This window comes from Dietzia sp. KRD202, assembly GCF_017168155.1.
Classification (GTDB): domain Bacteria; phylum Actinomycetota; class Actinomycetes; order Mycobacteriales; family Mycobacteriaceae; genus Dietzia; species Dietzia kunjamensis.
The window spans coordinates 1-20,511 of the sequence record NZ_JABFAN010000012.1 but is presented as its reverse complement, the minus strand read 5'-3'; the positions used below and the strand labels follow the sequence as shown (position 1 = coordinate 20,511).

General features: G+C 70.4%; 21 protein-coding genes. 15 read left to right on the top strand and 6 right to left on the bottom strand.

From position 1 onward, the window contains the following. Positions 1-110: 110 nt before the first annotated feature. From J1M64_RS08400 to J1M64_RS08385, 4 genes are all read right to left on the bottom strand, one after another. Positions 111-662 carry a YceI family protein gene (locus J1M64_RS08400; protein ID WP_067715464.1) on the bottom strand — a complete coding sequence of 184 codons (552 nt, stop codon included), beginning with the start codon at positions 660-662 and terminating at the stop codon, positions 111-113. A 156-nt stretch (positions 663-818) separates the two neighbouring features. After that, the gene (locus J1M64_RS08395; protein WP_206473871.1) at positions 819-1,760 is read right to left on the bottom strand and encodes an alpha/beta fold hydrolase; all 942 of its coding nucleotides are present in this window, start codon (positions 1,758-1,760) and stop codon (positions 819-821) included. After that, a complete protein-coding gene (locus tag J1M64_RS08390; protein ID WP_206473870.1) occupies positions 1,757-2,410 on the bottom strand; it encodes a TetR/AcrR family transcriptional regulator in 654 nt (217 codons plus the stop codon). Before J1M64_RS08390 ends, J1M64_RS08395 begins: the two co-directional genes overlap by 4 nt. Further along, complete coding sequence (locus J1M64_RS08385) at positions 2,407-3,813, bottom strand: NAD(P)/FAD-dependent oxidoreductase (protein WP_206473869.1); 1,407 nt, start codon at positions 3,811-3,813, stop codon at positions 2,407-2,409. The genes J1M64_RS08390 and J1M64_RS08385 overlap by 4 nt, the downstream gene beginning before the upstream one ends. Positions 3,814-4,033: 220 nt before the next feature. Here J1M64_RS08385 and J1M64_RS08380 point away from each other — a divergent pair, with 220 nt between their 5' ends. The 5 genes from J1M64_RS08380 (at position 4,034) to J1M64_RS08360 (ending at position 7,735) form a co-directional block, all read left to right on the top strand. Then, entirely contained in the window at positions 4,034-4,789 is a 756-nt protein-coding gene (locus J1M64_RS08380) for an SDR family oxidoreductase (protein ID WP_307872409.1), read from the top strand. Beyond that, the gene (locus tag J1M64_RS08375) at positions 4,786-5,682 is read left to right on the top strand and encodes an SDR family oxidoreductase (protein ID WP_268092948.1); all 897 of its coding nucleotides are present in this window, start codon (positions 4,786-4,788) and stop codon (positions 5,680-5,682) included. The genes J1M64_RS08380 and J1M64_RS08375 overlap by 4 nt, the downstream gene beginning before the upstream one ends. Before the next feature lie 25 nt (positions 5,683-5,707). Then, on the top strand, positions 5,708-6,886 hold the full coding sequence (locus tag J1M64_RS08370) for an LLM class flavin-dependent oxidoreductase (RefSeq protein ID WP_206473867.1): 1,179 nt from the start codon (positions 5,708-5,710) through the stop codon (positions 6,884-6,886). 88 nt (positions 6,887-6,974) lie between these two features. After that, positions 6,975-7,310: an MTH1187 family thiamine-binding protein gene (locus J1M64_RS08365; RefSeq protein ID WP_067715531.1), complete on the top strand. Its 336-nt coding sequence runs from the start codon at positions 6,975-6,977 to the stop codon at positions 7,308-7,310. Next, positions 7,307-7,735 carry a hypothetical protein gene (locus J1M64_RS08360; protein WP_067715451.1) on the top strand — a complete coding sequence of 143 codons (429 nt, stop codon included), beginning with the start codon at positions 7,307-7,309 and terminating at the stop codon, positions 7,733-7,735. The genes J1M64_RS08365 and J1M64_RS08360 overlap by 4 nt, the downstream gene beginning before the upstream one ends. A gap of 45 nt (positions 7,736-7,780) precedes the next feature. Here J1M64_RS08360 and J1M64_RS08355 read toward each other — a convergent pair whose 3' ends face one another. Beyond that, positions 7,781-8,827, bottom strand: coding sequence for a triacylglycerol lipase (locus tag J1M64_RS08355; RefSeq protein WP_206473866.1), 1,047 nt, complete (start codon positions 8,825-8,827; stop codon positions 7,781-7,783). Between the two features lie 171 nt (positions 8,828-8,998). Here J1M64_RS08355 and J1M64_RS08350 point away from each other — a divergent pair, with 171 nt between their 5' ends. The 3 genes from J1M64_RS08350 to J1M64_RS19815 are packed head-to-tail and all read left to right on the top strand — an operon-like array spanning position 8,999 to position 10,799. Further along, positions 8,999-9,610: an RNA polymerase sigma factor gene (locus tag J1M64_RS08350; RefSeq protein ID WP_206473865.1), complete on the top strand. Its 612-nt coding sequence runs from the start codon at positions 8,999-9,001 to the stop codon at positions 9,608-9,610. Continuing rightward, positions 9,607-10,302, top strand: a complete 696-nt coding sequence (locus tag J1M64_RS08345; protein WP_206473864.1) for a methylated-DNA--[protein]-cysteine S-methyltransferase — start codon at positions 9,607-9,609, stop codon at positions 10,300-10,302. Before J1M64_RS08350 ends, J1M64_RS08345 begins: the two co-directional genes overlap by 4 nt. Continuing rightward, a complete protein-coding gene (locus J1M64_RS19815) occupies positions 10,299-10,799 on the top strand; it encodes a LysE family translocator (protein WP_307872398.1) in 501 nt (166 codons plus the stop codon). The genes J1M64_RS08345 and J1M64_RS19815 overlap by 4 nt, the downstream gene beginning before the upstream one ends. Before the next feature lie 130 nt (positions 10,800-10,929). Here the strand turns inward: J1M64_RS19815 and J1M64_RS08335 are convergent, their stop codons facing one another. Further along, on the bottom strand, positions 10,930-12,600 hold the full coding sequence (locus tag J1M64_RS08335) for an AMP-binding protein (protein ID WP_206473863.1): 1,671 nt from the start codon (positions 12,598-12,600) through the stop codon (positions 10,930-10,932). 388 nt (positions 12,601-12,988) lie between these two features. On the opposite strand from J1M64_RS08335, the gene J1M64_RS08330 reads away from it, so the two are divergent. The 7 genes from J1M64_RS08330 (at position 12,989) to J1M64_RS08300 (ending at position 20,498) form a co-directional block, all read left to right on the top strand. Next, entirely contained in the window at positions 12,989-13,576 is a 588-nt protein-coding gene (locus J1M64_RS08330; RefSeq protein ID WP_206473862.1) for a TetR/AcrR family transcriptional regulator, read from the top strand. A gap of 107 nt (positions 13,577-13,683) precedes the next feature. Continuing rightward, positions 13,684-14,238: a TetR/AcrR family transcriptional regulator gene (locus J1M64_RS08325; protein WP_206473861.1), complete on the top strand. Its 555-nt coding sequence runs from the start codon at positions 13,684-13,686 to the stop codon at positions 14,236-14,238. Between the two features lie 304 nt (positions 14,239-14,542). Further along, entirely contained in the window at positions 14,543-15,451 is a 909-nt protein-coding gene (cysD, locus tag J1M64_RS08320) for a sulfate adenylyltransferase subunit CysD (RefSeq protein WP_154829630.1), read from the top strand. Next, positions 15,451-17,328, top strand: a complete 1,878-nt coding sequence (gene cysC, locus J1M64_RS08315; protein ID WP_206473860.1) for an adenylyl-sulfate kinase — start codon at positions 15,451-15,453, stop codon at positions 17,326-17,328. Before cysD ends, cysC begins: the two co-directional genes overlap by 1 nt. Next, positions 17,321-18,154, top strand: coding sequence for a 3'(2'),5'-bisphosphate nucleotidase CysQ (locus tag J1M64_RS08310; RefSeq protein WP_206473859.1), 834 nt, complete (start codon positions 17,321-17,323; stop codon positions 18,152-18,154). The genes cysC and J1M64_RS08310 overlap by 8 nt, the downstream gene beginning before the upstream one ends. Further along, positions 18,151-19,305, top strand: a complete 1,155-nt coding sequence (locus tag J1M64_RS08305; RefSeq protein ID WP_206473858.1) for a hypothetical protein — start codon at positions 18,151-18,153, stop codon at positions 19,303-19,305. Before J1M64_RS08310 ends, J1M64_RS08305 begins: the two co-directional genes overlap by 4 nt. A gap of 20 nt (positions 19,306-19,325) precedes the next feature. Then, a complete protein-coding gene (locus J1M64_RS08300; RefSeq protein WP_269529177.1) occupies positions 19,326-20,498 on the top strand; it encodes a sulfotransferase in 1,173 nt (390 codons plus the stop codon). Positions 20,499-20,511: the final 13 nt, after the last annotated feature.

The window sequence follows — 20,511 nt, the reverse complement described above, 5'->3', positions numbered from 1 at the left end:
GGCCCCGCCCCAGAAACGGAACGCTCGCCCCGGCAATTGCCGGGGCGAGCGTGCACTATGTGGGGCGGGGCCGGGCGGTGGCGGGCCCTTGTGCCGTGGCGGGCGAGTGGTCAGGCGCTCTTGATCGCCGAGACCTCGATCTCCAGGGTGACCTTCTCGGAGACCAGCACGCCGCCGGTCTCGAGCGCCGCGTTCCAGGTGAGGTCGAAGTCGCTGCGGTTGATCACCGTGGTGCCCTCGAAGCCGGCGCGCTGGTTGCCGAACGGGTCGGTGGCGGTCCCCTCGTACTCGAACGGGATGGTCACGGACTTGGTGGTGCCCTTGATGGTGAGGTCGCCGGTCACGTCCACGCCGCCCGAGCCGTTGGCGGCGATCTTCGTGGAGGTGAACGTGATCTCCGGGTACGTCTCCATGTCGAAGAAGTCGTTGGACTTGAGGTGGCCGTCGCGATCGGCGTTGCGGGTGTCGATCGAGGAGGCGTTGATGGTGACCTGGGCGGTGGCGCCCTCGATGCCCTCGGCGGGCACGGTGACGGTGCCCGTGAAGTCGTTGAACGAGCCGCGGACCTTGGTGATCATCGCGTGGCGGGTGACGAAGCCCAGGCGGGTGTGGGTGTCGTCGAGGGTCCAGGTGCCGGTCAGGTCGGTGAGGTTGGCGGTCATGGTGACTCCTTCGGGTGGGGTTGCCCGGCCGGCGGGGCCGAGCAGTTAACTGTTGTGTCACCCAATATAGGCCGACCTCTATGACATGTCAACAACCATGGGGGAATTGCCCGTGGAACCGTGCGCCGACATCGCCGACGCACGTGACTCCGCAGGTCAGCCCACGTTCCTCTCGAGGAAGTGCAGCGCGTGCTCGACGGCCCGGTCGTGGCACGGCCGGCCGGCGAAGAGGTCGAAGTGGTCGCCCGGGTAGTGCCGGACCTCGGCGCGCGCGGCGAAGGCGGCCGTGGCGGAGGCGTGCGGTGGGGCACTGCGGTCGAGGTCGGCGATCTGGACCAGCACGGGGACGACGACGAGGTCTTCCGCGTGCCGGCCGGGCCGGAACGAGCCCAGCTCGGTGCCGATGGAGGCGCCCACCTCGTTGCGCCAGGTCGGCCCGGCGACGGAGGTGTAGGCCTCCTCGTACCCGTCAAGGGACAGTAGCGCGCTCGAGCCGGGCGGGCCGACGAGGGGGAGCAGCGGTTCGGGGCGTCCCGTCGCCGCCACGGCCTTGGCGGCGATCGCGGTCCCCGTCGCCCGCAGGAGCGAGGCGGGCGTGTGCTGGCGGGCCGCGGCCAGTGCGGCGGCCCGCCCGTCGACCAGGGGGACCATGGAGATGACGGCCGCGATGTCGTCGCGGCCCCGGGCCACCTCCAGGACGTGACCGCCCGCGAGGGAGCAGCCCCACAGCACGATGCGCGTCGGGTCGACGCCGGGTTGGGCGGCCGCGGCGGCGATGGCGGCCCGGTAGTCGTCCTGCTGGCGGGCGGGGGAGACGACCTGGCGGGGCTGGCCGTCGGAGCGCCCGAAGCCTCGGTAATCGAAGACGAGCGCGGCGTACCCGGCGGCCGCGAACGCCTCCGCGAACGGCATGAGGCCGGAGTCCGCGGTACCGCCCAGCCCGTGGGCCAGCACCACGCAGGGGCTGCCCGCCTCGCTGGCCCGGGCGGCGTCACCGGCGCTCTCCGCCCCGCCGGCGGCGGGCAGGAACCAGCCGCGACACTCGGCGGCGTCCGGCCCCGATCCGGAGCGGAAGGCGATGTCGACGGGGCTGGTCATGCGGTTCTCCCTGGGTCTGCCGCGGCGTCCACCGCGGGGTCGGGTCGGCCGTACACCGAGCGGACCCACATGTCGGTGGCGACGGTGAGCAGCGGCTCGCGGGGGCCGTCGGTGTCGTAGGCCAGCTGCTCGAGCACGGTCTCGTTGATGTGGATCAGCCCCACCGCGAGTGCCTCGGGATCCACGCCGTCCGGCGCCCGACCGGCCGTGCGCTCGGTGCGCAGAAACTCGGCGATCGGGGCGGCCAGCGTCCGGCGGCCGTCGTTCCACAGCGCCCGGGTCTGTTCGTGCTTGCTGCGGGCGGTGAGCAGGGCCCGGTAGATGTGGGCGTTCTCCAACACGCGGTCGGTGAGCTTCTCGAGGGCCCCGGCCACGCGCGTGCGGAAGTCTCCCTCGCCGCCGATGATCGTCTCGACCGCGGCCAGGGCCTCGTCCTGCACGGCGGCGAGCAGGACGCCCACGGCGGCGGCCTTGGAGTCGAAGTAGAAGTAGAACGCGGACCTGGTGATCCCCGCGGAGACGGTGAGGTCGGCCACCGAGATGTCGTCCAGTGCCGTGGTGCGCAGCCGGTCGTCGAGCGCGGCGAGCAGGGCCTCGCGGCGACGGTCGCCGCGCGGGGAGGTGGTCGCCGAGGGGGCGGCCGGCGTCATGCCGTCACCCGGGCACGGAGGGCGGCCCCGCGCTCGCGGGCGCGCTCGAGACCGCGGGGGATCTCCCGGGTGCGCAGGTCGCGTTCGTAGAGGAAGTAGTCGACCTGCTGCTGGTGGCGGGGGGTGTCGAGCATGTGGCCGATGTACTTCTTCTCGTCCTCCACGATCACCCGCTCCATCTCCGCCACCGGCGGGGTGCGGTACAGCCCGGCCGCCCACGCCGCCACCAGGCGGGCCTGCGCCTCGACGAACGGGAACAGGGTCGGGGTGGACTGGGCGAAGCCGACAAAGGCGAGGTCCTCGATGCCCGGGGTGAACATCCGCTTGTAGAGCGGGACGTGGTTGTGGGCGTCGGCGCTGAGGAACTCCCGGTCGAAGAACGGGAACGTGGTGTTGTACCCGGTGGCCTGGATGATCACGTCGAACTCGCCGCTGGTCCCGTCGGTGAAGTGCACGGTCCGGCCGTCCAGTCGGGCGATGTCCCCCTTGGCGACGACGTCCCCGGACCCCAGCCGCAGCGGCAGCTCGACGGACTGCGTGGGGTGGGCCTCGAAGAACTTGTGGTTGGGGGTCGGCAGCCCGTACTCCTCCGGCCGGCCGGCCGACATCGGCTGCATCGCCTGGATGGCCTTGCGCTGCCAGGAGTACGGGATGTACGGGAAGGTCGCGAAGTACTTGTCGGCCGGCTTGCCGGCGATGTACTTGGGCACGATCCACGCACCCGACCGGGTGGACAGCGTCACCTCGTTGCGCATGACCTTGGACGACAGTTCCACCACGATGTCCGCGGCGCTGTTGCCGAGGCCCACCACGAGGATCTTCTTGTCCATGAGGTGCAGCGGATCCCACGGGTCGACGTAGGCGTGCGAGTGGATCATCTCCCCGGTGAACTCGCCGGGGAAATCGGCGAAGCGCGGGTCCCAGTGGTGTCCGTTGCCCACGACGAGCCCGTCGAAGCGGAGCGTCTCGGTCTCGCCGGCCCCGCCCGTGCCGCCGGCCCCGGCCTGTGCGGCCGACCCGGTGCGCGACGTGGTCAGTTCCCACCCGCCGTCCGGCAGGCGCTCGGCATGCTCGACCCGCGTCTCGAACTCGATCGCCGGCAGCAGGCCGAACGCCTCGGCGTAGTCGTCCAGGTACTGCTTGATCTGGCTGTGGTGGGGGAAGTCCGGGAACTCCTCCGGCATCGGGAAGTCCCGGAAGCTCAGCTGGTGCTTGGACGTGTCGATGTGCAGCGAGCGGTAGGCACTCGAGCTGCCGTTGGGGTTGTCGAACGCCCAGTTCCCGCCGATCCGGTCCGACGCCTCGAAGCACACCGCGTCAATCCCGTAGTCGCGGAGCATCTTCAGCGTCGTCAGGCCGCTGATGCCCGCGCCGATCACGGCGATTGTGCAGGTCGATGTCATGCGAACCCCTTCGGCGGATCCCTCGGCGAGGCAGACTCGCCGACAAGAAAGCTATGGCGCGGATCACACTATGGCCCGTGTTGACGGTCGTCAACAGCTTCCTCCGGCCCGGCGGATCACCCCGTCGAGGCCGGCCGTCAACCCTACTGGAGGCCCCGTGGACCCGGATCGCACACACGTCCCCACCCCTGACCGCGACAGTTCCTCGGACGGTTCCGATGTGGCCGCGCGCGGCCGGTCCGCCGTCGTGGTGGGCGGGGCGTCGGGGATCGGGTGGGCCACCGCCCGCGCTCTCGCGGCCGGGGGGTGGCAGGTCACGATCGGGGACCTCGACGCCGAGGCGGCCGCCGCCCGCGCCGCCGAACTCGGCCCGGCGCACCGGGCGTGCGCCGTCGACGTGACCGACGAGGCGGCGGTCGAGGCGCTGTTCGCCGGGACCGCCCCGGATCTGGTGGTCACGACCGCCGGCGTCAGCACGCTGGGCCTGGTGACGGACCACGACGCCGCGGAGTTCCGCCGGGTCGTCGATGTGTGTCTGACCGGCGCGTTCCTGGTGTTCAAGCACGGCGGCCGGGCGGTCCGCGACGGCGGTTCCATGGTCGCGATCGCCTCCCTCAACGCGCGGCAACCGGGCCGGGGGATGGCGGCCTACTGTGCCGCCAAGGCGGGCCTGGTGATGCTCGCCCAGGTCGCGGCCCTCGAGCTGGGCGAGCGCGGGGTGCGGGTCAACACCGTCTCGCCGGGCTTCCTCGTCACCCCGCTCACCGAGCCCGTCCTGCAGATCCCCGGCCTGGCCGAGGAGTACGCCGAGAACTCCGCGATCGCCCACCGGGGGACCGCCGAGGACGTCGCCCGCGCCGTGCTCCACCTCGCCGCAGCGGACTGGATGACGGGGGAGGACCTGGCGATCGACGGTGGAGCCCAGCTGCGCCGCTACCCGGACGTGCTCGGGCTGGCGACCAGGGCTTTCTCGTGACCGCGCCCAGGTCGGTGACCGCCCTCCGCGGCCCGCGGCTGGCCGGGGCGTCGGCCGTCGTCACCGGCGGCGGGTCCGGGATCGGCGCGGCCCTCTGCCGCGCCCTCGTGGCGGCCGGTGCGCACGTGGTGGTGGCGGACATCGACCTCGCCGCCGCGCGTCGGGTCGCCGAGGAGGTGACGACGACGAGGTCCGGCCCCGGCGCCGGGTCGGCAGGGGCCGGGAGTGCCGAACCGGCGCACCTCGACGTCACCGATGCCGCCGCGGTGGCCGCCCTCGTCGAGGAGGTGGTCTCCACCCGGGGCGGGCTGGACCTGATGTTCGCCAACGCCGGCATCACCTGGGGTGGCGACACCGACAAGCTCACCCTGAAGCAGTGGAACGCGATCATCGACGTCAACGTCCGTGGGGTGGTCCACTGCGTGCACGCCGCGTACCCGCACATGATCGACCGCGGGGCCGGGGCGATCGTGCTCACCGCGTCGATGGGCGGGTTGTGCCCGGCGGGGCTCATCACCAGCTACGCGATGACCAAGCACGCGGTCGTCGGGCTCGGGCTGTCCCTGCGCGCCGAGGCCGCCGGTCACGGGGTCGGCGTGACCGTGGTGTGCCCGGCGGCGGTCGACACCGCGATCCTCGACAAGGGTGAACTCGACGGCTTCGACGGTCGGCATTTCTACCTCGACGGCCAGGGGGTGCGCCGGCCGCTGGACCCCGACCGGCTGGCGGCGAGCGTGCTCGACGGCGTCGCTCGCAACCGCGCACTCGTGATCGAGCCCGCCCGCGCCCGGGCCACGTGGCGACTGCAGCGACTCGCGCCCGGGGTGATGGACCGGATGATCGCCCGGTACGTCCGCGCCTCCCGCGCCCGGGCGGCACACCCCGCCATGTAGGTGACGGATCAACTATGCTGATCGCATGAACTCGTCAGCCTCCGCACACGACCCCGCGACGCCCACCTCGTCGTCGTCGCCCTCCACCCACGGTGACCCCTCCACCCAGGATGTCGCCTTCGGCCTCGACACCTTCGGCGACGTCACCGTCGACCGCGGCGGTCGGCCCGTCCACCACGCGCAGGTCCTGCGTGATGTCGTGGAGCAGGCCGTCCTGGCCGACCAGGTGGGCGTCGACGCGTTCGGCATCGGCGAACACCACCGCCCCGACTTCGCCGTCTCCGCTCCGGACGTCCTGCTGGCCGGCATCGCCACCCGCACCGAGCGCATCACGCTGGGCTCGGCGGTCACGGTCCTCTCGAGCGATGACCCCATCCGCGTCTTCCAGCGCTTCGCCACCATCGACGCCCTGTCGAACGGGCGGGCCGAGGTCGTGCTGGGCCGTGGGTCGTTCACCGAGTCGTTCCCGCTGTTCGGCCTCGATCTCGCCCGGTACGAGCAGCTGTTCAGCGAGAAGCTCGACCTGTTCGCCGCGCTGCTGCCCGAGGGGCCGGTGACGTGGTCCGGTGAGTTGCGGCCGCCGCTGGTCGACCAGCACGTCTACCCCAAGACCGAGCAGGGGCTCAGCGCGTGGATCGCCGTCGGTGGCAGCCCGGAGTCCGTGGTGCGCGCGGCCCGCTACCGGATGCCGCTCATGCTCGCGATCATCGGCGGCCCCGCCGGCCGGTTCGCGCCCTTCGCCGACCTCTACCGCGAGGCCAATGCCCAGCTCGCAGGCGCTGGGACGGCCGGTGGGGGAACGGCCGCGCCGCGTCTGCCCATCGCCGTCCACTCGCCCGGGTTCGTCGCCGAGACCGACGCCCGGGCCGCCGAGCTGTCCGCGCGCCACTGGCTGGTCAACCGCAACCAGATCGGCCGCGAGCGCGGCTGGGGCGACGCGACCGAGGCCGACTTCCACCGCGAGGTCCGATCGGGCGCCATGTACGTCGGGTCCCCCGAGACGGTCGCGCAGAAGATCGCCACCACCGTCCGCACGCTGGGCCTGGACCGGTTCGACCTCAAGTACGCCAGCGGCCCGACCCCGCACGACGACCTCATGACCTCCATCGACCTCTACGGCCGCAAGGTCATCCCGCGCGTGCGGGAGTTGCTCGCCGAGGCCGGGTACACCGCGGGTGTGCCGCAGACGGTCTCGAGGGTGTGACGGTGGCGTGTGACGTGGGTCTGTGACCCAGGTATCGCCGGGGCCCGCCGATCTGCACGACGGGGCCCGGCGGGATTACGGTGATGCCATGCTGTTCGCGTTCTCCGTCGCCCCCACGTCCACCGCGGACGACTCGGCATCCATGAGTCGCGCGGTCGCGGAAGCGGTCCGCGTGGTCCGCGACTCCGGCCTGCCGTACGAGACCACCTCGATGTTCACCACCATCGAGGGCGAGTGGGACGAGGTCATGCCCGTCATCCGCGCCGCCACGGACGCCGTGCTGGCCGTGGCGCCGCGCGTGAGCCTGGTGCTCAAGGCGGACCTGCGGCCCGGCCGGTCGGGGGAGCTGCGGGGCAAGGTGGAGCGGGTGGAGCGCCACCTCGCCGGCGGCCGGGAGTCCGACGACGAGGGGGGCCGCGCGTGACCTCTCCCCACCCGTCGAACTGGATCGCGGACCGGGCGGAGTCGGCCATCGACCACGTGGCGCGGTCACGCAGCCGGACCGCGGTGGCGTACGTCGCGGCCACCGTGCTCGGCGGGCTCGGTGCGCTCGTGGTGGTGGTTGTGCAGGTGCTCTCCGGCCGGGCCGCGATGTTGGACGTGCTGTTGTGGCTCGCGCTGGCGGTCATGCTGTTCGGCGCCGCGGCGCACCGCTGGTGGCTCGGCGGGCGCAACGAGGAACGCTCCCGCCGGATCGCGGCGTCGATCCGCCCCGAGCAGATCGCCGCGGCGATGCGCGGTTCCTCCGGGGAGATCGACGCGGTGCGCCGCCTGCGGGTCGCCCACCCCGGCCTCGGGCTGCGTGACGCCTACGAGCTCTACCAGCACCACTCCCGCGAGCTGCGCTGACGCCGCTGGGCCCGAACGGAGGGCCCAGCTGCGGCGTCCGGCCGCTCAGCACCCCCCGGCGCCGCCGAGGGCCCCGGCGACGATCGCGTGCGTGCGCGCGTCGACGGCCATCCCCCCGTGCGAGTTCGGTCGGCCCCCGCACGCGTCCTCGGGCACGACCCACCGCACGCCCGGACCGGGGACGAAGCTGCGCTCGGGCGGGAGCAGGTGGTCGCCGCGCGTGGCGATGAGCGTGTAGCCGACGCCGGGCAGGAACGGGGTGCGGTCGAGCCCGTACCAGGCGGCGATCATCGGGCTGCCCGGGGACAGTTCGGCCAGTCCCCTCAGGTTCGCGGCCCACAGGCCCAGAGCCGCGACCTCGCGCGGCAGCTGGTGCGGGATGAGGCCGCTGTTGTCGGCGCCCCAGTACCCGCCCACGGAGACCACGCGGTTCACCGCGCCGGGCCGCAGCACCTTGGTGGTGTACCCGGCGATCGCGGCGCCCTGTGAGTACCCCACCAGGTCCACCTGCTCGGCCCCGGTCACCGCGCGCACGTGGTCGATCACCCCGGCCAGTTGCGGTCCCGATGCGGCGACGATCGAGTCGAGCCCGCCGCGCGCCGGGTTGCCCGCGTAGGCGCCGAGGGTCGGGGCGATCACGCAGAAGCCCTGCCGGCGTAGCGGGTCGCCGAGGCGCGGCATCGTGTCGGCCCCGTTGTCGAACGTGCCGTGGACGAGGATCACCGGCCGCGGATGCGTCGCGGTGGGCCGGCAGGTCACGGGTGCGGCCGCGGCGGCGGGCGGTCCGGGATCGCCGATCGGCCCGTTGATCCCGTTCAAGGCCTCGGTGACGTACGGCCCCAGCTCGCCGGTGGGGTCGAGGTCGCGCAGGTAGTCGCCGAGCGGGCCGAGCTGGACCTGCGCCCGGGCCGCCGGCGTGACCCGGTCCGCGACCCGGTCCGGCACCGGGCCCGCCCCGGTGGCGACGGGGATCGCCAGCACGAGCGCGGCGAGCGCGCCGGCCAGTCCGGTGCGGCGCGCTCGGCTTCTGCGGCTCGTGCGGTGCGCCGGGCGACGGCCGGCCGGGCGTGAGGGTGTGCGGGAACCGAGCATTTCAGACCCCCCGGGGCGTGACGGTCAGACCAGTATGCGTCCCGGAAGGGGAAGGGGGAACCGCTGCGCCTCACGAAACCGGCGCGCCGCGCGACTACCCGGTGACCATCGCACGCCCCGTCTGCGGGGCGCCCGCACCCGGCAGCGACCACGAGGGCAGGATCGATACACATGAGGGCAGCGTTCGACGCCGCGGTGGACCGCCACGGTCCCACCGTGCTGCGGGTGTGCCGCGCGGTGCTCGGCCCGGGCCCTGACGCCGACGACGCCTGGTCCGAGACGTTCCTCTCGGCACTGAGGGCGTGGCCCGGGCTGCCCGAGGACACCGACGTCGAGGCCTGGCTCGTCCGGGTCGCGCACCGCCGGGCGGTGGACGTGGTGCGGCGTTCGGTCCGGGAGGCCGCACCGAGCGGGGCCGCCGACGACGTCGCCGTTCTCGACGCCCGCACACCACGTCCCGGGGGCGCGCGGGGAACGACGGGGGTCGACGACGACGAGGTCGGCGATCCGCGGATCTGGGATGCCGTCGCCGCCCTGCCCACCCGGCAGCGCATCTGTGTGGCCTACCGATATCTGGGCGGGCTCCGCTATGCCGAGATCGCCGAACTCGCCGGCGGCACGGAGGCGGCGGCCCGCCGCGCGGCCGCGGACGGGATCGCCCGCCTGCGCACGACGCTCGGACCGCACCGTGACCACGGACCGCACAGTCCCCTCGAACCGCGCCGTCCCCTCGAACCGCGCCGTGCTCTCGAACCGCACCGTCCCACGGAGGAGATGTCATGACCGACCCGATCCACGATCCGACGGCTCTCGACCCGACAGCTCTCGATCCCACAGCTCTCGACCCGACAGTGAACGACCCGGAGATCACGGAGGCCGGCGCGGCGTCGATCCTGCGGTCCGCCCCCGCCGACACGACCCGACTGCGGGAACGGCTGGCCCGTGCCGCCGAGCGCGAGGGCCTGGTCGACGTGGCCTACCGCAGCGTCGACACCCCGATCGGTGGGCTGCTGTTGGCCGCGTCCCCGGCCGGGTTGGTGTACGTGGCGTTCGAGGTGGAGGATTCCGGGGTGGTCCTCGAGATGTTGGCCGACCGGGTCGGACCTCGGATCCTCGGCGCGCCTGCGGGGTCGCCGGTGCTCGACGCGGCCGCGGCCCAGATCGACCAGTACCTCGACGGCCGCCGCCGCGAGTTCGACCTGCCCCTCGACACCCGCCTCGCCCGCGGGTTCCGTGGTGAGGTCCAACAGCATCTGGCCCGGGTCGGGTACGGGCGGACCGCGACCTACCGCGAGATCGCCGTCGAACTCGACCGGCCCGGCGCCGTCCGCGCGGTGGGGTCGGCCTGCGCGACCAATCCGCTGCCGCTGGTGTGGCCGTGTCACCGGATCCTGCGCTCGGACGGCGGACTGGGCGGCTACCGGGGCGGGCTCGCGGCCAAGCAGCGGCTCCTCGAGATGGAATCGGCGGCGTGACCGCGGCGCAGCTCCTCGGTCTGTTCGGCGTCTGGGCGATCGCGGTGGTCTCGCCGGGGCCCGACGTCGTCGTCGTCCTCCAACGTGCCCTCGCCGGACGGCGTCAGGGTCTCGCCACCGCGCTGGGGATCGTCACCGGCCTGACGGTGTGGCTCGCGGCCGCGTTCGCCGGAGTCGCCACCCTCGTGCGCGTGTACCCGCAGGTCATGACCGGTCTCCAGGTCGCCGGCGGACTCCTGTTGGCGACCCTCGGCGTACTCGGCCTGCGCGGCTGGTGGCGCTCGCGCCGTGCGACCCCACCGCCGGCCACCGCCGCACCCGCCACCGCCGCACGGGTTCTACAACCACGACCGACGACACAGCACGATCGGAATGGTGAGCCCGATCAGCTACGAGACCGCCGCGGCGACCGAACCGGAAGCCGCCTAGGAAACCCTCCACGATTCGGGGGGAACCACAATCGGATCGCGCGCGCGGCCGGCCGGTGGCGCAGATAAGTTGCATATCTCTGACCGTGGATGAGGTGGTGGCCCGGTGGTGACAATGCCGCCTGTGCGAGACGACAGAGGCGACATCGTCACCCCGGTGGGGGATGGGGTACCGAGAGGGAGTGGGTGTCGGTGAAGTTCAGGCGGGTGAGCGATCGTAGAGCTCGTATTCGTTCATCAGTTGCGCGCGCTGGGTGTCGTCGAGACGGTGGTATTGGTGGGTCTTGGTGTCGCCCAGGTAGACCGTGTCCTCGACGGGCCACGACTCGCGCCGCAGGACCTTCTTGTCGATCTTCCGTGTGGCGGTGACGGGGATGGTGCTGACGATGCGTACGAATCTCGGGGCCCACTTGGTTCCCAGGTCTGCTTGTCCGGAGAGGAACTGTCCGAACGCCTCGGGGTCGAACTCTGTTCCGGTCACCATTTGGATAGAGGCCATGACTTGGTCGCCCGTGCGTGGGTCGGGGACCGGGTAGACGGCGACGAGGGCGACGCCGGGAAAGCGGGCCAGGATGCGTTCGACCGGGGCGGCGGCGAAGTTCTCGCTGTCCACGCGGAGCCAGTCTCCGCCTCGCCCGGCGAAGTAGAAGTAGCCGTCGTGATCGCGGTAGCCCAAATCGCCGGAGCGGTAGGTGGCACCTTCGATGCGTTCGGCGGTCGCATCCGGGTTGCGGTAGTAGCCCTCGAACATTGCGGCGCCGGCGCGGTTTGCGATTTCGCCGATCGCCGATTCCGGGTTGAGGAGCCGTCCGTGGGTGTCGAACTCGGCGCGCGGACACTCGTTGCCCTCGCCGTCGAGGATGCACACGTCCATGAACTCCGGCGGCAGTCCCAGGGAATTACGTGGGGAGTCCGGGGTGAGACTGATGACGACGGCGCCTTCGGAGGAGCCGTAGCTCTCGACAGGCCTGGTCCCGTACCGGCGGGCGAACTCATCCCGATCGTGTGGGGAGGCTTCGGTGCCGAACACCAGGCGCAGACGGGTCTGCTGCTCCCGCGGTGACTCGGGCGTTGCCAGGATGTACGCCAGCGAGCGTCCGACGTAGTTGAAGAAGGTGGCCCCGAATTCAAGCACGTCGGGAAGGAAGCCGGAGGCGGAGAACTTCCGCCGCATGCTGAACGTGGCGCCAGTGAAGACCGAGGGCGCCCAGCACGACATGATCGCGTTGCCGTGAAACAGGGGCATCGAGTTGTAGGTGACGTCGCTTCGGGTGAAGGACAGGTGGTTGATAGCGGCCAGCGAGGCTAGACGACCAGTGCTGCAGATGACTGCCTTCGGGGCGCCGGTTGAGCCGGAGGTGAACGTCAACAGCAGCGTGGTGGACGGGTCGTGCGCGTCGTCGATCTCCGGCAGGGTACCGGCTGCCGCCTCGTGGACCGCGTGACCCCAACTCGAGTCGTCGATCGACAGGATCCTGTCCGGCTCAACGCCGGTGTCGAGTCCCTCCAGCATCGACCTCTGGGCCGAGTCGGTGATGATGAGATCGCAGTCGACGCCTCGGATGTCGGTAGCGAGTCCGGCGCCCCGGCGAGTCGGGTTGATACCGATGATCGTGGCCCCGCACAGCGAGGCGCCGCCGAGAAGGAAGACGTAGTCGGGAACGTTCTCGAGCAGGACTCCGACGTGAAACGGGCGGCCGGGCCGCCGGAGGCGGTGCAACAGGGCGGCTCTGGCCTCGCACTCGGCCACCACCTGGGCCCAGGTGTAACTGACGTCCTCGAACAATAATCCCGGATGCTGGTCGCCCCGGCGCCGGCCTAGAACGTCAGCGAAGGTCAGCCGCTTCTCCGCCACCTCTTGCGGCAGCATGCGCTCGAGGCGATCGGCTACGGGGGCGGTGGCCTGGGGACTGGCTGGGCCTGCGTTCACTTCGGTGACCTCTCGAGTGGGGGTAGAGGCCCGTGCGGGCCTCGAGCTACCAGGGGGCGCCGCCGACCCCGCTGCGCGAGTGAAGGGGTGGGGACGACTTGCGGTCCATAACAACTGTTATGTGGTTCCGCCTCCGCGATGCTAGCCCAGGGGTGTCCTGCGTCACAACCATGAGGTGCAGGTGGTTGTCGGGGCGCCATGCGGGCGGGTGGCCCATGCTGGAGGATGAGGGTGGTTCGATGCTCGGTGTCTGCGGGTCTCGATCGCCATAGGGTGAGTTCTTTCGACGATGAGGATGCGGTTGATGGTGGCTCGTACGCCGGGTGGGGTGAAGGGGCAGGACGCGCGTCGGGTGATCGCTCGAGCGGCGTGTGATCTGGTCGCCGACGGCGGGCTGGATCATGTCTCGCTTCGCCGGGTGGCCAGTCAGCTCGGTGTGACGACCGGTTATGTCACCCACTACTACCTCGACAAAGAGGACTTGCTTGAGGCGGCGTTGCGCGCGGCTCTCGATGAGTTGACCCCACCCGAGCAGGGCTGGTCGACGAATCTTCAGGAGTGGATCGATTCGGCCGTGGCGATACTTCCCAGCAACGGTGGTTCGCAACGATTCTGGCGCGTACTGACTGCGTTCCAGGCCGCCAGTCTCAACAGCGAGCGACTGTCCGGGGTGCTCATCAGCTACGCGAAGAGCAGCTTGTCCAACCTCACCGAACATCTCGCAGTGCATCTCGGGTGTGAGCCCGAGCGGCCCGAGCTCGCGAGCCTGGCGCGGTCCATTTTCGCGTTCGCCTCGAGCGTGGGAACCACCACGACTACCGCGCCCGGTGCACTGACCGCCGCGCAGGCGCGCGCTCTTGTGCGGGCCGGGACACACGGATTGATCGAAGAATTCACCCACCGGAACGAGCGGTGACAGAGCCTGGGGGCGTGGTGTGGCAGTGGCCATGGTGGCCAGGCCTGGATGGCAGGAGCGGATGTGGGCGCAGCTCCCCGCCGGCGGGGCAAGGATAATGTCGTGACATGACCGCCGGTGCCCGCAACTACGACAGCTCTCGCCGGCAGCAACAGGGGCGGGAGCGCGTCCTGAACGCTGCTCTCAACCTGGCGCGGGTCAGCAGTGGGTGGAACTGGGCAGACATCACGTTCAAGGCGGTGGCCGACTCCGCTGGGGTGAGCGAGCGCACCGTCTACCGCCACTTTCCGACCCAGCGAGATCTCCACGACGCGCTCATGGTCCGGATCAATCAGGACGCCCAGATTTCCTACGAGGACCTGGCCATCGATGATGTGGCGCAGGTGGTCGGCCGTTTGTTCACCTCGCTCAGCACGTTCGATCGAGCACTCGAGACACGGCCCAGACCCTCTGAGGCGGCCATCGCCATGAACCGCGAGCGGATGCAGGCGCTGCTCGACGCCAGCGGTGGCGACCGTCGTCTGGCTGCCCTGCTGGACGTGCTGTGGAGCACCGAGGCCTACGAACGGCTGTCGTCGGTCTGGAAGATGTCCACCGACGAGGCCATCGACTCCGTCACCTGGGCAATCGATCGCCTCGCCCCGCCGGCCGACACGGCCTGAGCACATCGCGCCACTCGCGCAGGCCGCTTGCCGCGCTCGCGCGCCGCGGCGACGCCCGAACCGACCACCCCTCCCGCCAATCGTCAGGGCTGCCGCCCCTGGTCGCCAGGGCGGGCTGGCGCCCAGAACCTCGATTCGAGAAGCTACCGCCTTTCCTCTTGCTGCCGCGTGAACAGCACTAATCGTCATCGGGAGTGCTTGAGTAGCCGCTGGCTGGCTCGCCGGGTCGTCGCTGGGGGTTGTGCGCCTTCCGCATTTCGTGTCATAGTACTGACACGAAATCGGATTGAGGAGAGTGAAGAGCATGACGGCTGTCTACGAGCAGACGCATCTCGACCGGCTTGAGTCGGAGTCAGTGCACATCTTCCGCGAGGTGGCCGCCACGGCGGAGCGGCCGGCGCTGCTCTTTTCGGGCGGTAAGGACTCCGTGGTGATGCTGCATCTCGCGATAAAGGCCTTCTGGCCAGCTCCGGTCCCGTTCCCGGTGATGCACGTCGATACCGGCCAGAACTTCGACGAGGTCATCGCCTACCGCGATGCCACGGTAGAGAAGTACGGACTCCGGCTCATCGTGTCCAGCGTGCAGGACGACATCGACGCCGGCCGCGCCCACGAGGAGTTCCCCGGCGCACCCCGTAACCGTCTGCAGACCACCGCCCTGCTGCGCGGCATCACGGAGAACAAATTCGGCGCTGTGTTCGGAGGCGCCCGCCGTGACGAGGAGAAGGCCCGCGCCAAGGAGCGGATCTTCTCGTTCCGCGACGAGTTCGGCCAGTGGGACCCGCGCAATCAGCGCCCCGAGCTGTGGAGCCACTACAACGGTCGCCACCGCAAGGGCGAGAACATTCGTGTCTTTCCGCTGTCGAACTGGACCGAGCTCGACATCTGGTCCTACATCGAGCGCGAGGGCATCGAGTTGCCGAGCCTGTATTACGCCCGTGAGCGCACCGTCGTCGAGCGCGACGGGATGCTCCTAGAGGTCAACCGCTTCATCCAGCCGACTCCGGACGAGACACCGTTCATGGCGACCACCCGGTTCCGGACCGTGGGTGACGCGACCTGCACCGGGTGCGTGGAGTCCGAGGCCGCCACCCCGGCCGAGGTCGTCGCCGAGGTGGCGGCGGTCAGGGTCACGGAACGAGGCGCCACCCGCGCCGACGACCGCATTTCCGAGTCCGGCATGGAAGACCGTAAGAAGGAAGGCTACTTCTGATGAGCGAGATGCTCCGCATCGCCACCGCAGGCTCCGTCGACGACGGCAAGTCCACCCTCATCGGGCGGTTGCTCTACGACTCCAAGGCGATTTTCGCCGACCAGCTCGACGCGCTCGAGGTCACGAGCACGGCCCGCGGGTCCGAAGCCCCCGATCTGTCACTGCTCACCGACGGTCTGCGCGCCGAACGAGAGCAGGGCATCACCATCGATGTGGCCTACCGCTACTTCGCCACCCCCAAGCGCAAGTTCATCATCGCCGACACCCCGGGCCATGAGCAGTACACGCGCAACATGGTCACCGGCGCCTCCACGGCCGACGTGGCGATCATCCTCATCGACGCGCGCCACGGGGTACTCGAGCAGTCCCGTCGCCACGCCTTCCTCGCCTCACTGTTGGCCATTCCGCACCTCATCGTGTGCATCAACAAGATGGACCTGGTCGACTACTCGCAGGAGGTCTACGAACAGATCCGCCAGGACTTCGAGCAGTTCGCCGCGAAACTCGAGGTCTCGGACCTGTCATTCATCCCGATCAGCGCGCTTACCGGCGCCAACGTTGTCACCCGCAGCGAGGCGATGAGCTGGTACACGGGGTCCGCGCTGCTAGACAAGCTCGAAACCCTGCATATCGCCTCCGACCGCAACCTCATCGACGTGCGACTGCCCGTGCAGTACGTCATCCGGCCGCACGCCTCCCGCGACGCTGGGCTCCACGACTTCCGTGGGTATGCCGGGACCGTCGCCGGGGGAGTGATCAAGGCCGGCGACGGGGTCACCGTCCTGCCCGCGGGGAAGACCACGACCGTGTCGGCGGTGTGGGGGCCGGGCGGTGCCCGGCTGGAGGAGGCCTTCGCGGGCCAGGCCGTGACCGTTGAGCTCGCCGACGACATCGACCTCTCCCGCGGAGACATGATCTGCCGCCCACAGAACCGCCCCTTCGTCACACAGGACCTCGACGCGATGGTGTGCTGGCTGACCGAGGAATCGGAGCTGGACCCGCAGCGCAATTACGTCATCCAGCACACGACCCGGTCCGCCCGGGCCAGGGTGGAGAAGATCGACTACCGACTCGACGTCAACACCCTTCACCGCGACATGGGCGTGACGTCACTCGGACTCAACGAGATCGGCCGGGTGACGATCCGCTCCCAGCAGCCATTGATGTTCGACTCCTACCGGCGAAGCCGGGAGACGGGATCGTTCATCCTCGTGGACGAGGCGACCAACGCCACCGTCGCCGCGGGAATGATCACCGGTCCGGCCGTGCGTCACGAGAACGTGGTGTGGCAGGACAGTGCGGTCGACAGGGACGGGCGCCCCGCGCCCACGGGGGCGGCCGGGCTCACGGTCTGGTTGACCGGCCTGTCCGGGTCCGGCAAATCCACCATCGCGATGGAGACCGAGCGGCAGCTGGTCGAACATGGACGGGCGGCCTACCTCCTCGACGGCGACAACCTGAGGCACGGACTCAACTCCGACCTCGGGTTCTCCGCCGCCGACCGCGCGGAGAACGTCCGCCGGACCGGTGAGGTCGCCCTGATCTTGGCCGACTCCGGCCAGGTGGCGGTGGTCTCCCAGATCTCGCCCGAACGCGGTGCCCGGGAGGCGGTCCGCCGTGCGCACGAGGAAGCCGGACTCCGGTTCGTGGAGGTCTTCGTGGACACCCCACTCGAGGTATGTGCGCAGCGAGACCCCAAGGGCCTCTACGCCCGCGCCCGGGCGGGGGAGATCTCCGGGTTCACCGGGATCGACTCGCCGTACGAGGAACCCCTCGATCCCGAGCTGCACCTGACAGGCACGGACGGCACAGTGGAGGAAATGGCCCGCCGGGTGCTGGCCACCGTCGAGGGTGCGACGGTGGCCGTCCATGGCTGACCCCGGCAAGCGGCGACCTGTCCCGCCCCTACCGCCAGGAGTACGAGGCGACGACCACCGGTTCGCCGCGTGGGCGGCCGAGGCCGCCGGCGCCGTGCTGCTCGAGCTGCGTGGGTCCGGGCTCGCTGGCAAGGAGCTCAAGGACGCCGGTGATTTGGCCTCACACGAGCTGCTCATGGAGCTGCTCGCGACCTATGCGCCCGGGGACGCGGTGCTCTCGGAGGAGGAGCACCGCGGCACAGTCGGCCGTCACGACCGCCACACGTCCCGGCGGGTCTGGATCATCGACCCGGTCGACGGGACCCGGGAGTACTCGGAGCCTCCGCGCGACGACTGGGCCGTCCACGTGGCGTTGTGGCAGGACGGCGAACTGGCCGCAGGGGCAGTGGCCCAGCCGGCCCTCGGCCGTACCTTCCACACCGGCGCCCCCGGCGCGGCACCGGGCCCCGCCTCGTCGCGGCCGCTCATCGCGGTCTCCCGCACCCGACCCCCGGCCTTCGTGACCGAGCTGGCCGCGCACCTCGATGCGGAACTGGTTCCCATGGGCTCGGCCGGGGTGAAGGTCCTCTCGGTGGTCCGTGGGATCACCGACGCCTACGTCCACGCCGGGGGCCAGTACGAATGGGACTCCGCGGCACCGGTCGCCGTGGCCCGCAGTGCCGGGCTGTTCACCAGCCGGATCGACGGGACCCCGCTGGTGTACAACCAACCCGACGTGCTGCTGCCTGACCTGGTGGTGTGCCGGCCTGAACTCGCCCCGGCGATCCTCGCCTTCCTCACCGAGAATCCGGTCGTCCCCCACGACCGCAAGGAGACAGTGTCATGACCCACGACTGGACCGAGAACTTTCGTCAGGCGGTCGCCGAGGCCGAGGCCCTCATCGCGGACCCGCCCTTCGAGGTCACCGAGCAGGAGCGCGCCGAAGGGTACGACTACCTCGCGGGCAGCATCCGCTCGGCGATCCAGGCGGCCTTCAGTTACGACCTCGTCCACCCGGTGTTGATGAACGGAACTCATCAGTACTCGCGCCAGGGGCTGGACAACCCGGACGCGATCTACTTCAACGCCTACCTCGACGAGGGCGGAATCTACGAAGTCTCAGGAGTGCGGGGCACGACCGCCGACCTGTCGTTCCAGCTGATGGACGGCAGTTACAGCGCCGCCGGCGCCCCGACCACGTTGGCGGCATTCGACGACCGCGAGCTGGACATCGCCGCCGACGGCAGCTTCTCGTGGACGTTCGGGCCCGAACTCGGCCTGACCAAGGGATCCACCCTCATCATCCGTGAGGTGTACAGCGACTGGGTGGACGAGCGCCGTGGCACCATCCGCATCCAGCGCCTTGACACCGCCGGGACCCCCCGCGTCCCACTGACAAGCGAGGGTGTCCAGAAACGTTTCGATGTAGCTGCCAAGGCCTTGACCAGCCGGGTCCGTACGTGGTTCGAGTTCCCCAAGTGGTACACCTACACCCAGCCGGTCAACACCCTCACCGCACCCGCGCAGACCCCCGGCGGATTGGCGAGCCAGTACTCCTCGCTCGGGCACTACCAGCTGGACGACGACCAGGCGATGGTCGTCACCGTGCCCGTATGTGACGAGGCTGCGTACCAGGCCATCCAGCTCGGCTCGAAGTGGTACGTATCCACCGACTACGAGCACCGGCAGTCGTCTCTGACCGCAGCGCAGTCCCAGGCCGATCCGGACGGGAAGTTCCGCTACGTCATCTCCACCCGCGACCCGGGCATCGCGAACTGGCTCGACACCACCGGCCACCGCACAGGCGTGATGATGATGCGCTGGCAGCACATCAGCCGCGAGCTCAGCGCCAGCGACGGCCCGTCGGTGGAGCTCGTGTCCTGCGCCGACCTGCCCCGGCACCTGCCGCACTACGACCACAACCGCGTCACGCCCGAGCAGTACGCAGCGCGCATCGCCGACCGACAGGTGGGCATCGCGCAGCGGATGATCTCGTGACACCAGAAAGGATCACTGCAATGACATCCACCGGGACGAGTGACAACATCATGGCGCGCGAGCGGGCCGAGGTCGGGTCGTACGAGGACATCGTCGCCGCAGCCGTGCGCTCCACGGGGCTCTCGGACTTCGGATCCGGCGCGCACGAGGAGGGGCTGCGGGTGATCGTCGACGATCTCAACTCGCCCGAGGCGGGGCTGACGCCCCGGGGCCGCGCCTTCCAGCGCTCCGAGGTCAAGAGCGCGCTGACCGGTGTCCTGCTCACCGAGGCGGCGTTCGCGGCCCACCCCGAACACGACGGGGTCCGGATCGAACGCCCGATCTTTCTCATGGGCCTCCCACGTACGGGGACCACGATCCTGCACCGCCTGCTCCACGCCGATCCGGGTGCGCAGGGGCTCGAGATGTGGCTGACCCAGTTCCCCCAGCCACGCCCTCCGCGGGAGACGTGGGAGTCCGATCCCCGTTTCGCCGCGATGCAGCGGGGCTTCGCTGCCCACCATGCCGCCTCCCCCGACTTCAAGGGCATCCACTACATGGACGCCACGGTGGTCGAGGAGTGCTGGCGACTCCTGCGTCAGACCGGCAAGTCGAACTCTTACCAGTCCACGGCGAACCTCCCGCGTTACACCGAGTGGCTCGCGGGCCGGGACTGGACCGATGCCTACGCCCGTCACCGTCGCGTCCTCCAGTTGGTCGGGCTCAACGATCGCGATAAGCGCTGGGTGCTCAAGAATCCGTCCCACATGACCGCGCTCGACGCCCTAATGACGGCGTACCCCGACGCGCTCATCGTCTACACCCACCGCGACCCGGTCACCTGTATCGCCTCCGCGTGCTCCCTGGCGGCCGCCGCATCGGACGGGCACTCCGAGACCTTCGTGGGTGAGACCATCGGTCGCACTCAGCTCGACCTCTGGGCGACCTCCTACCAGGCGTTCCACGAAGCACGGGGCAGGTACGACCAGGCGCAGTTCGTCGACGTAGCCTTCGGGGATCTGGTCCGCGACCAAGTCGGCACCGTGCGGAAGGTCTATGAGGCGTTCGGTATGGACTGGACCCCCGAGGTCGAGCAGGCGGTCGCCGAGGCCGACCGCGAGGCCAAGCACGGCGCCGCCGCACCCCGGCACAGCTACACACTTGCCGACTACGGGTTGACCGACAAGCAGGTCCTGAGCGCCTTCGATCGCTGACCCCGGCCCGCCC

Excerpts from the sequence above, each read along its gene's own strand:
- J1M64_RS08345 (WP_206473864.1), top strand. The coding sequence starts at position 9,607 with ATGACCGACCCGATCCACGATCCGACGGCTCTCGACCCGACAGCTCTC.
- cysC (WP_206473860.1), top strand. The coding sequence starts at position 15,451 with ATGAGCGAGATGCTCCGCATCGCCACCGCAGGCTCCGTCGACGACGGC.
- J1M64_RS08355 (WP_206473866.1), bottom strand. The coding sequence starts at position 8,827 with ATGCTCGGTTCCCGCACACCCTCACGCCCGGCCGGCCGTCGCCCGGCG.
- J1M64_RS08365 (WP_067715531.1), top strand. The coding sequence starts at position 6,975 with ATGCTGTTCGCGTTCTCCGTCGCCCCCACGTCCACCGCGGACGACTCG.
- J1M64_RS08305 (WP_206473858.1), top strand. The coding sequence starts at position 18,151 with ATGACCCACGACTGGACCGAGAACTTTCGTCAGGCGGTCGCCGAGGCC.
- J1M64_RS08390 (WP_206473870.1), bottom strand. The coding sequence starts at position 2,410 with ATGACGCCGGCCGCCCCCTCGGCGACCACCTCCCCGCGCGGCGACCGT.
- J1M64_RS08385 (WP_206473869.1), bottom strand. The coding sequence starts at position 3,813 with ATGACATCGACCTGCACAATCGCCGTGATCGGCGCGGGCATCAGCGGC.
- J1M64_RS08395 (WP_206473871.1), bottom strand. The coding sequence starts at position 1,760 with ATGACCAGCCCCGTCGACATCGCCTTCCGCTCCGGATCGGGGCCGGAC.
- J1M64_RS08350 (WP_206473865.1), top strand. The coding sequence starts at position 8,999 with ATGAGGGCAGCGTTCGACGCCGCGGTGGACCGCCACGGTCCCACCGTG.
- J1M64_RS08370 (WP_206473867.1), top strand. The coding sequence starts at position 5,708 with ATGAACTCGTCAGCCTCCGCACACGACCCCGCGACGCCCACCTCGTCG.
- cysD (WP_154829630.1), top strand. The coding sequence starts at position 14,543 with ATGACGGCTGTCTACGAGCAGACGCATCTCGACCGGCTTGAGTCGGAG.
- J1M64_RS08300 (WP_269529177.1), top strand. The coding sequence starts at position 19,326 with ATGACATCCACCGGGACGAGTGACAACATCATGGCGCGCGAGCGGGCC.
- J1M64_RS08310 (WP_206473859.1), top strand. The coding sequence starts at position 17,321 with ATGGCTGACCCCGGCAAGCGGCGACCTGTCCCGCCCCTACCGCCAGGA.
- J1M64_RS08400 (WP_067715464.1), bottom strand. The coding sequence starts at position 662 with ATGACCGCCAACCTCACCGACCTGACCGGCACCTGGACCCTCGACGAC.
- J1M64_RS08325 (WP_206473861.1), top strand. The coding sequence starts at position 13,684 with ATGACCGCCGGTGCCCGCAACTACGACAGCTCTCGCCGGCAGCAACAG.
- J1M64_RS08335 (WP_206473863.1), bottom strand. The coding sequence starts at position 12,600 with ATGCTGCCGCAAGAGGTGGCGGAGAAGCGGCTGACCTTCGCTGACGTT.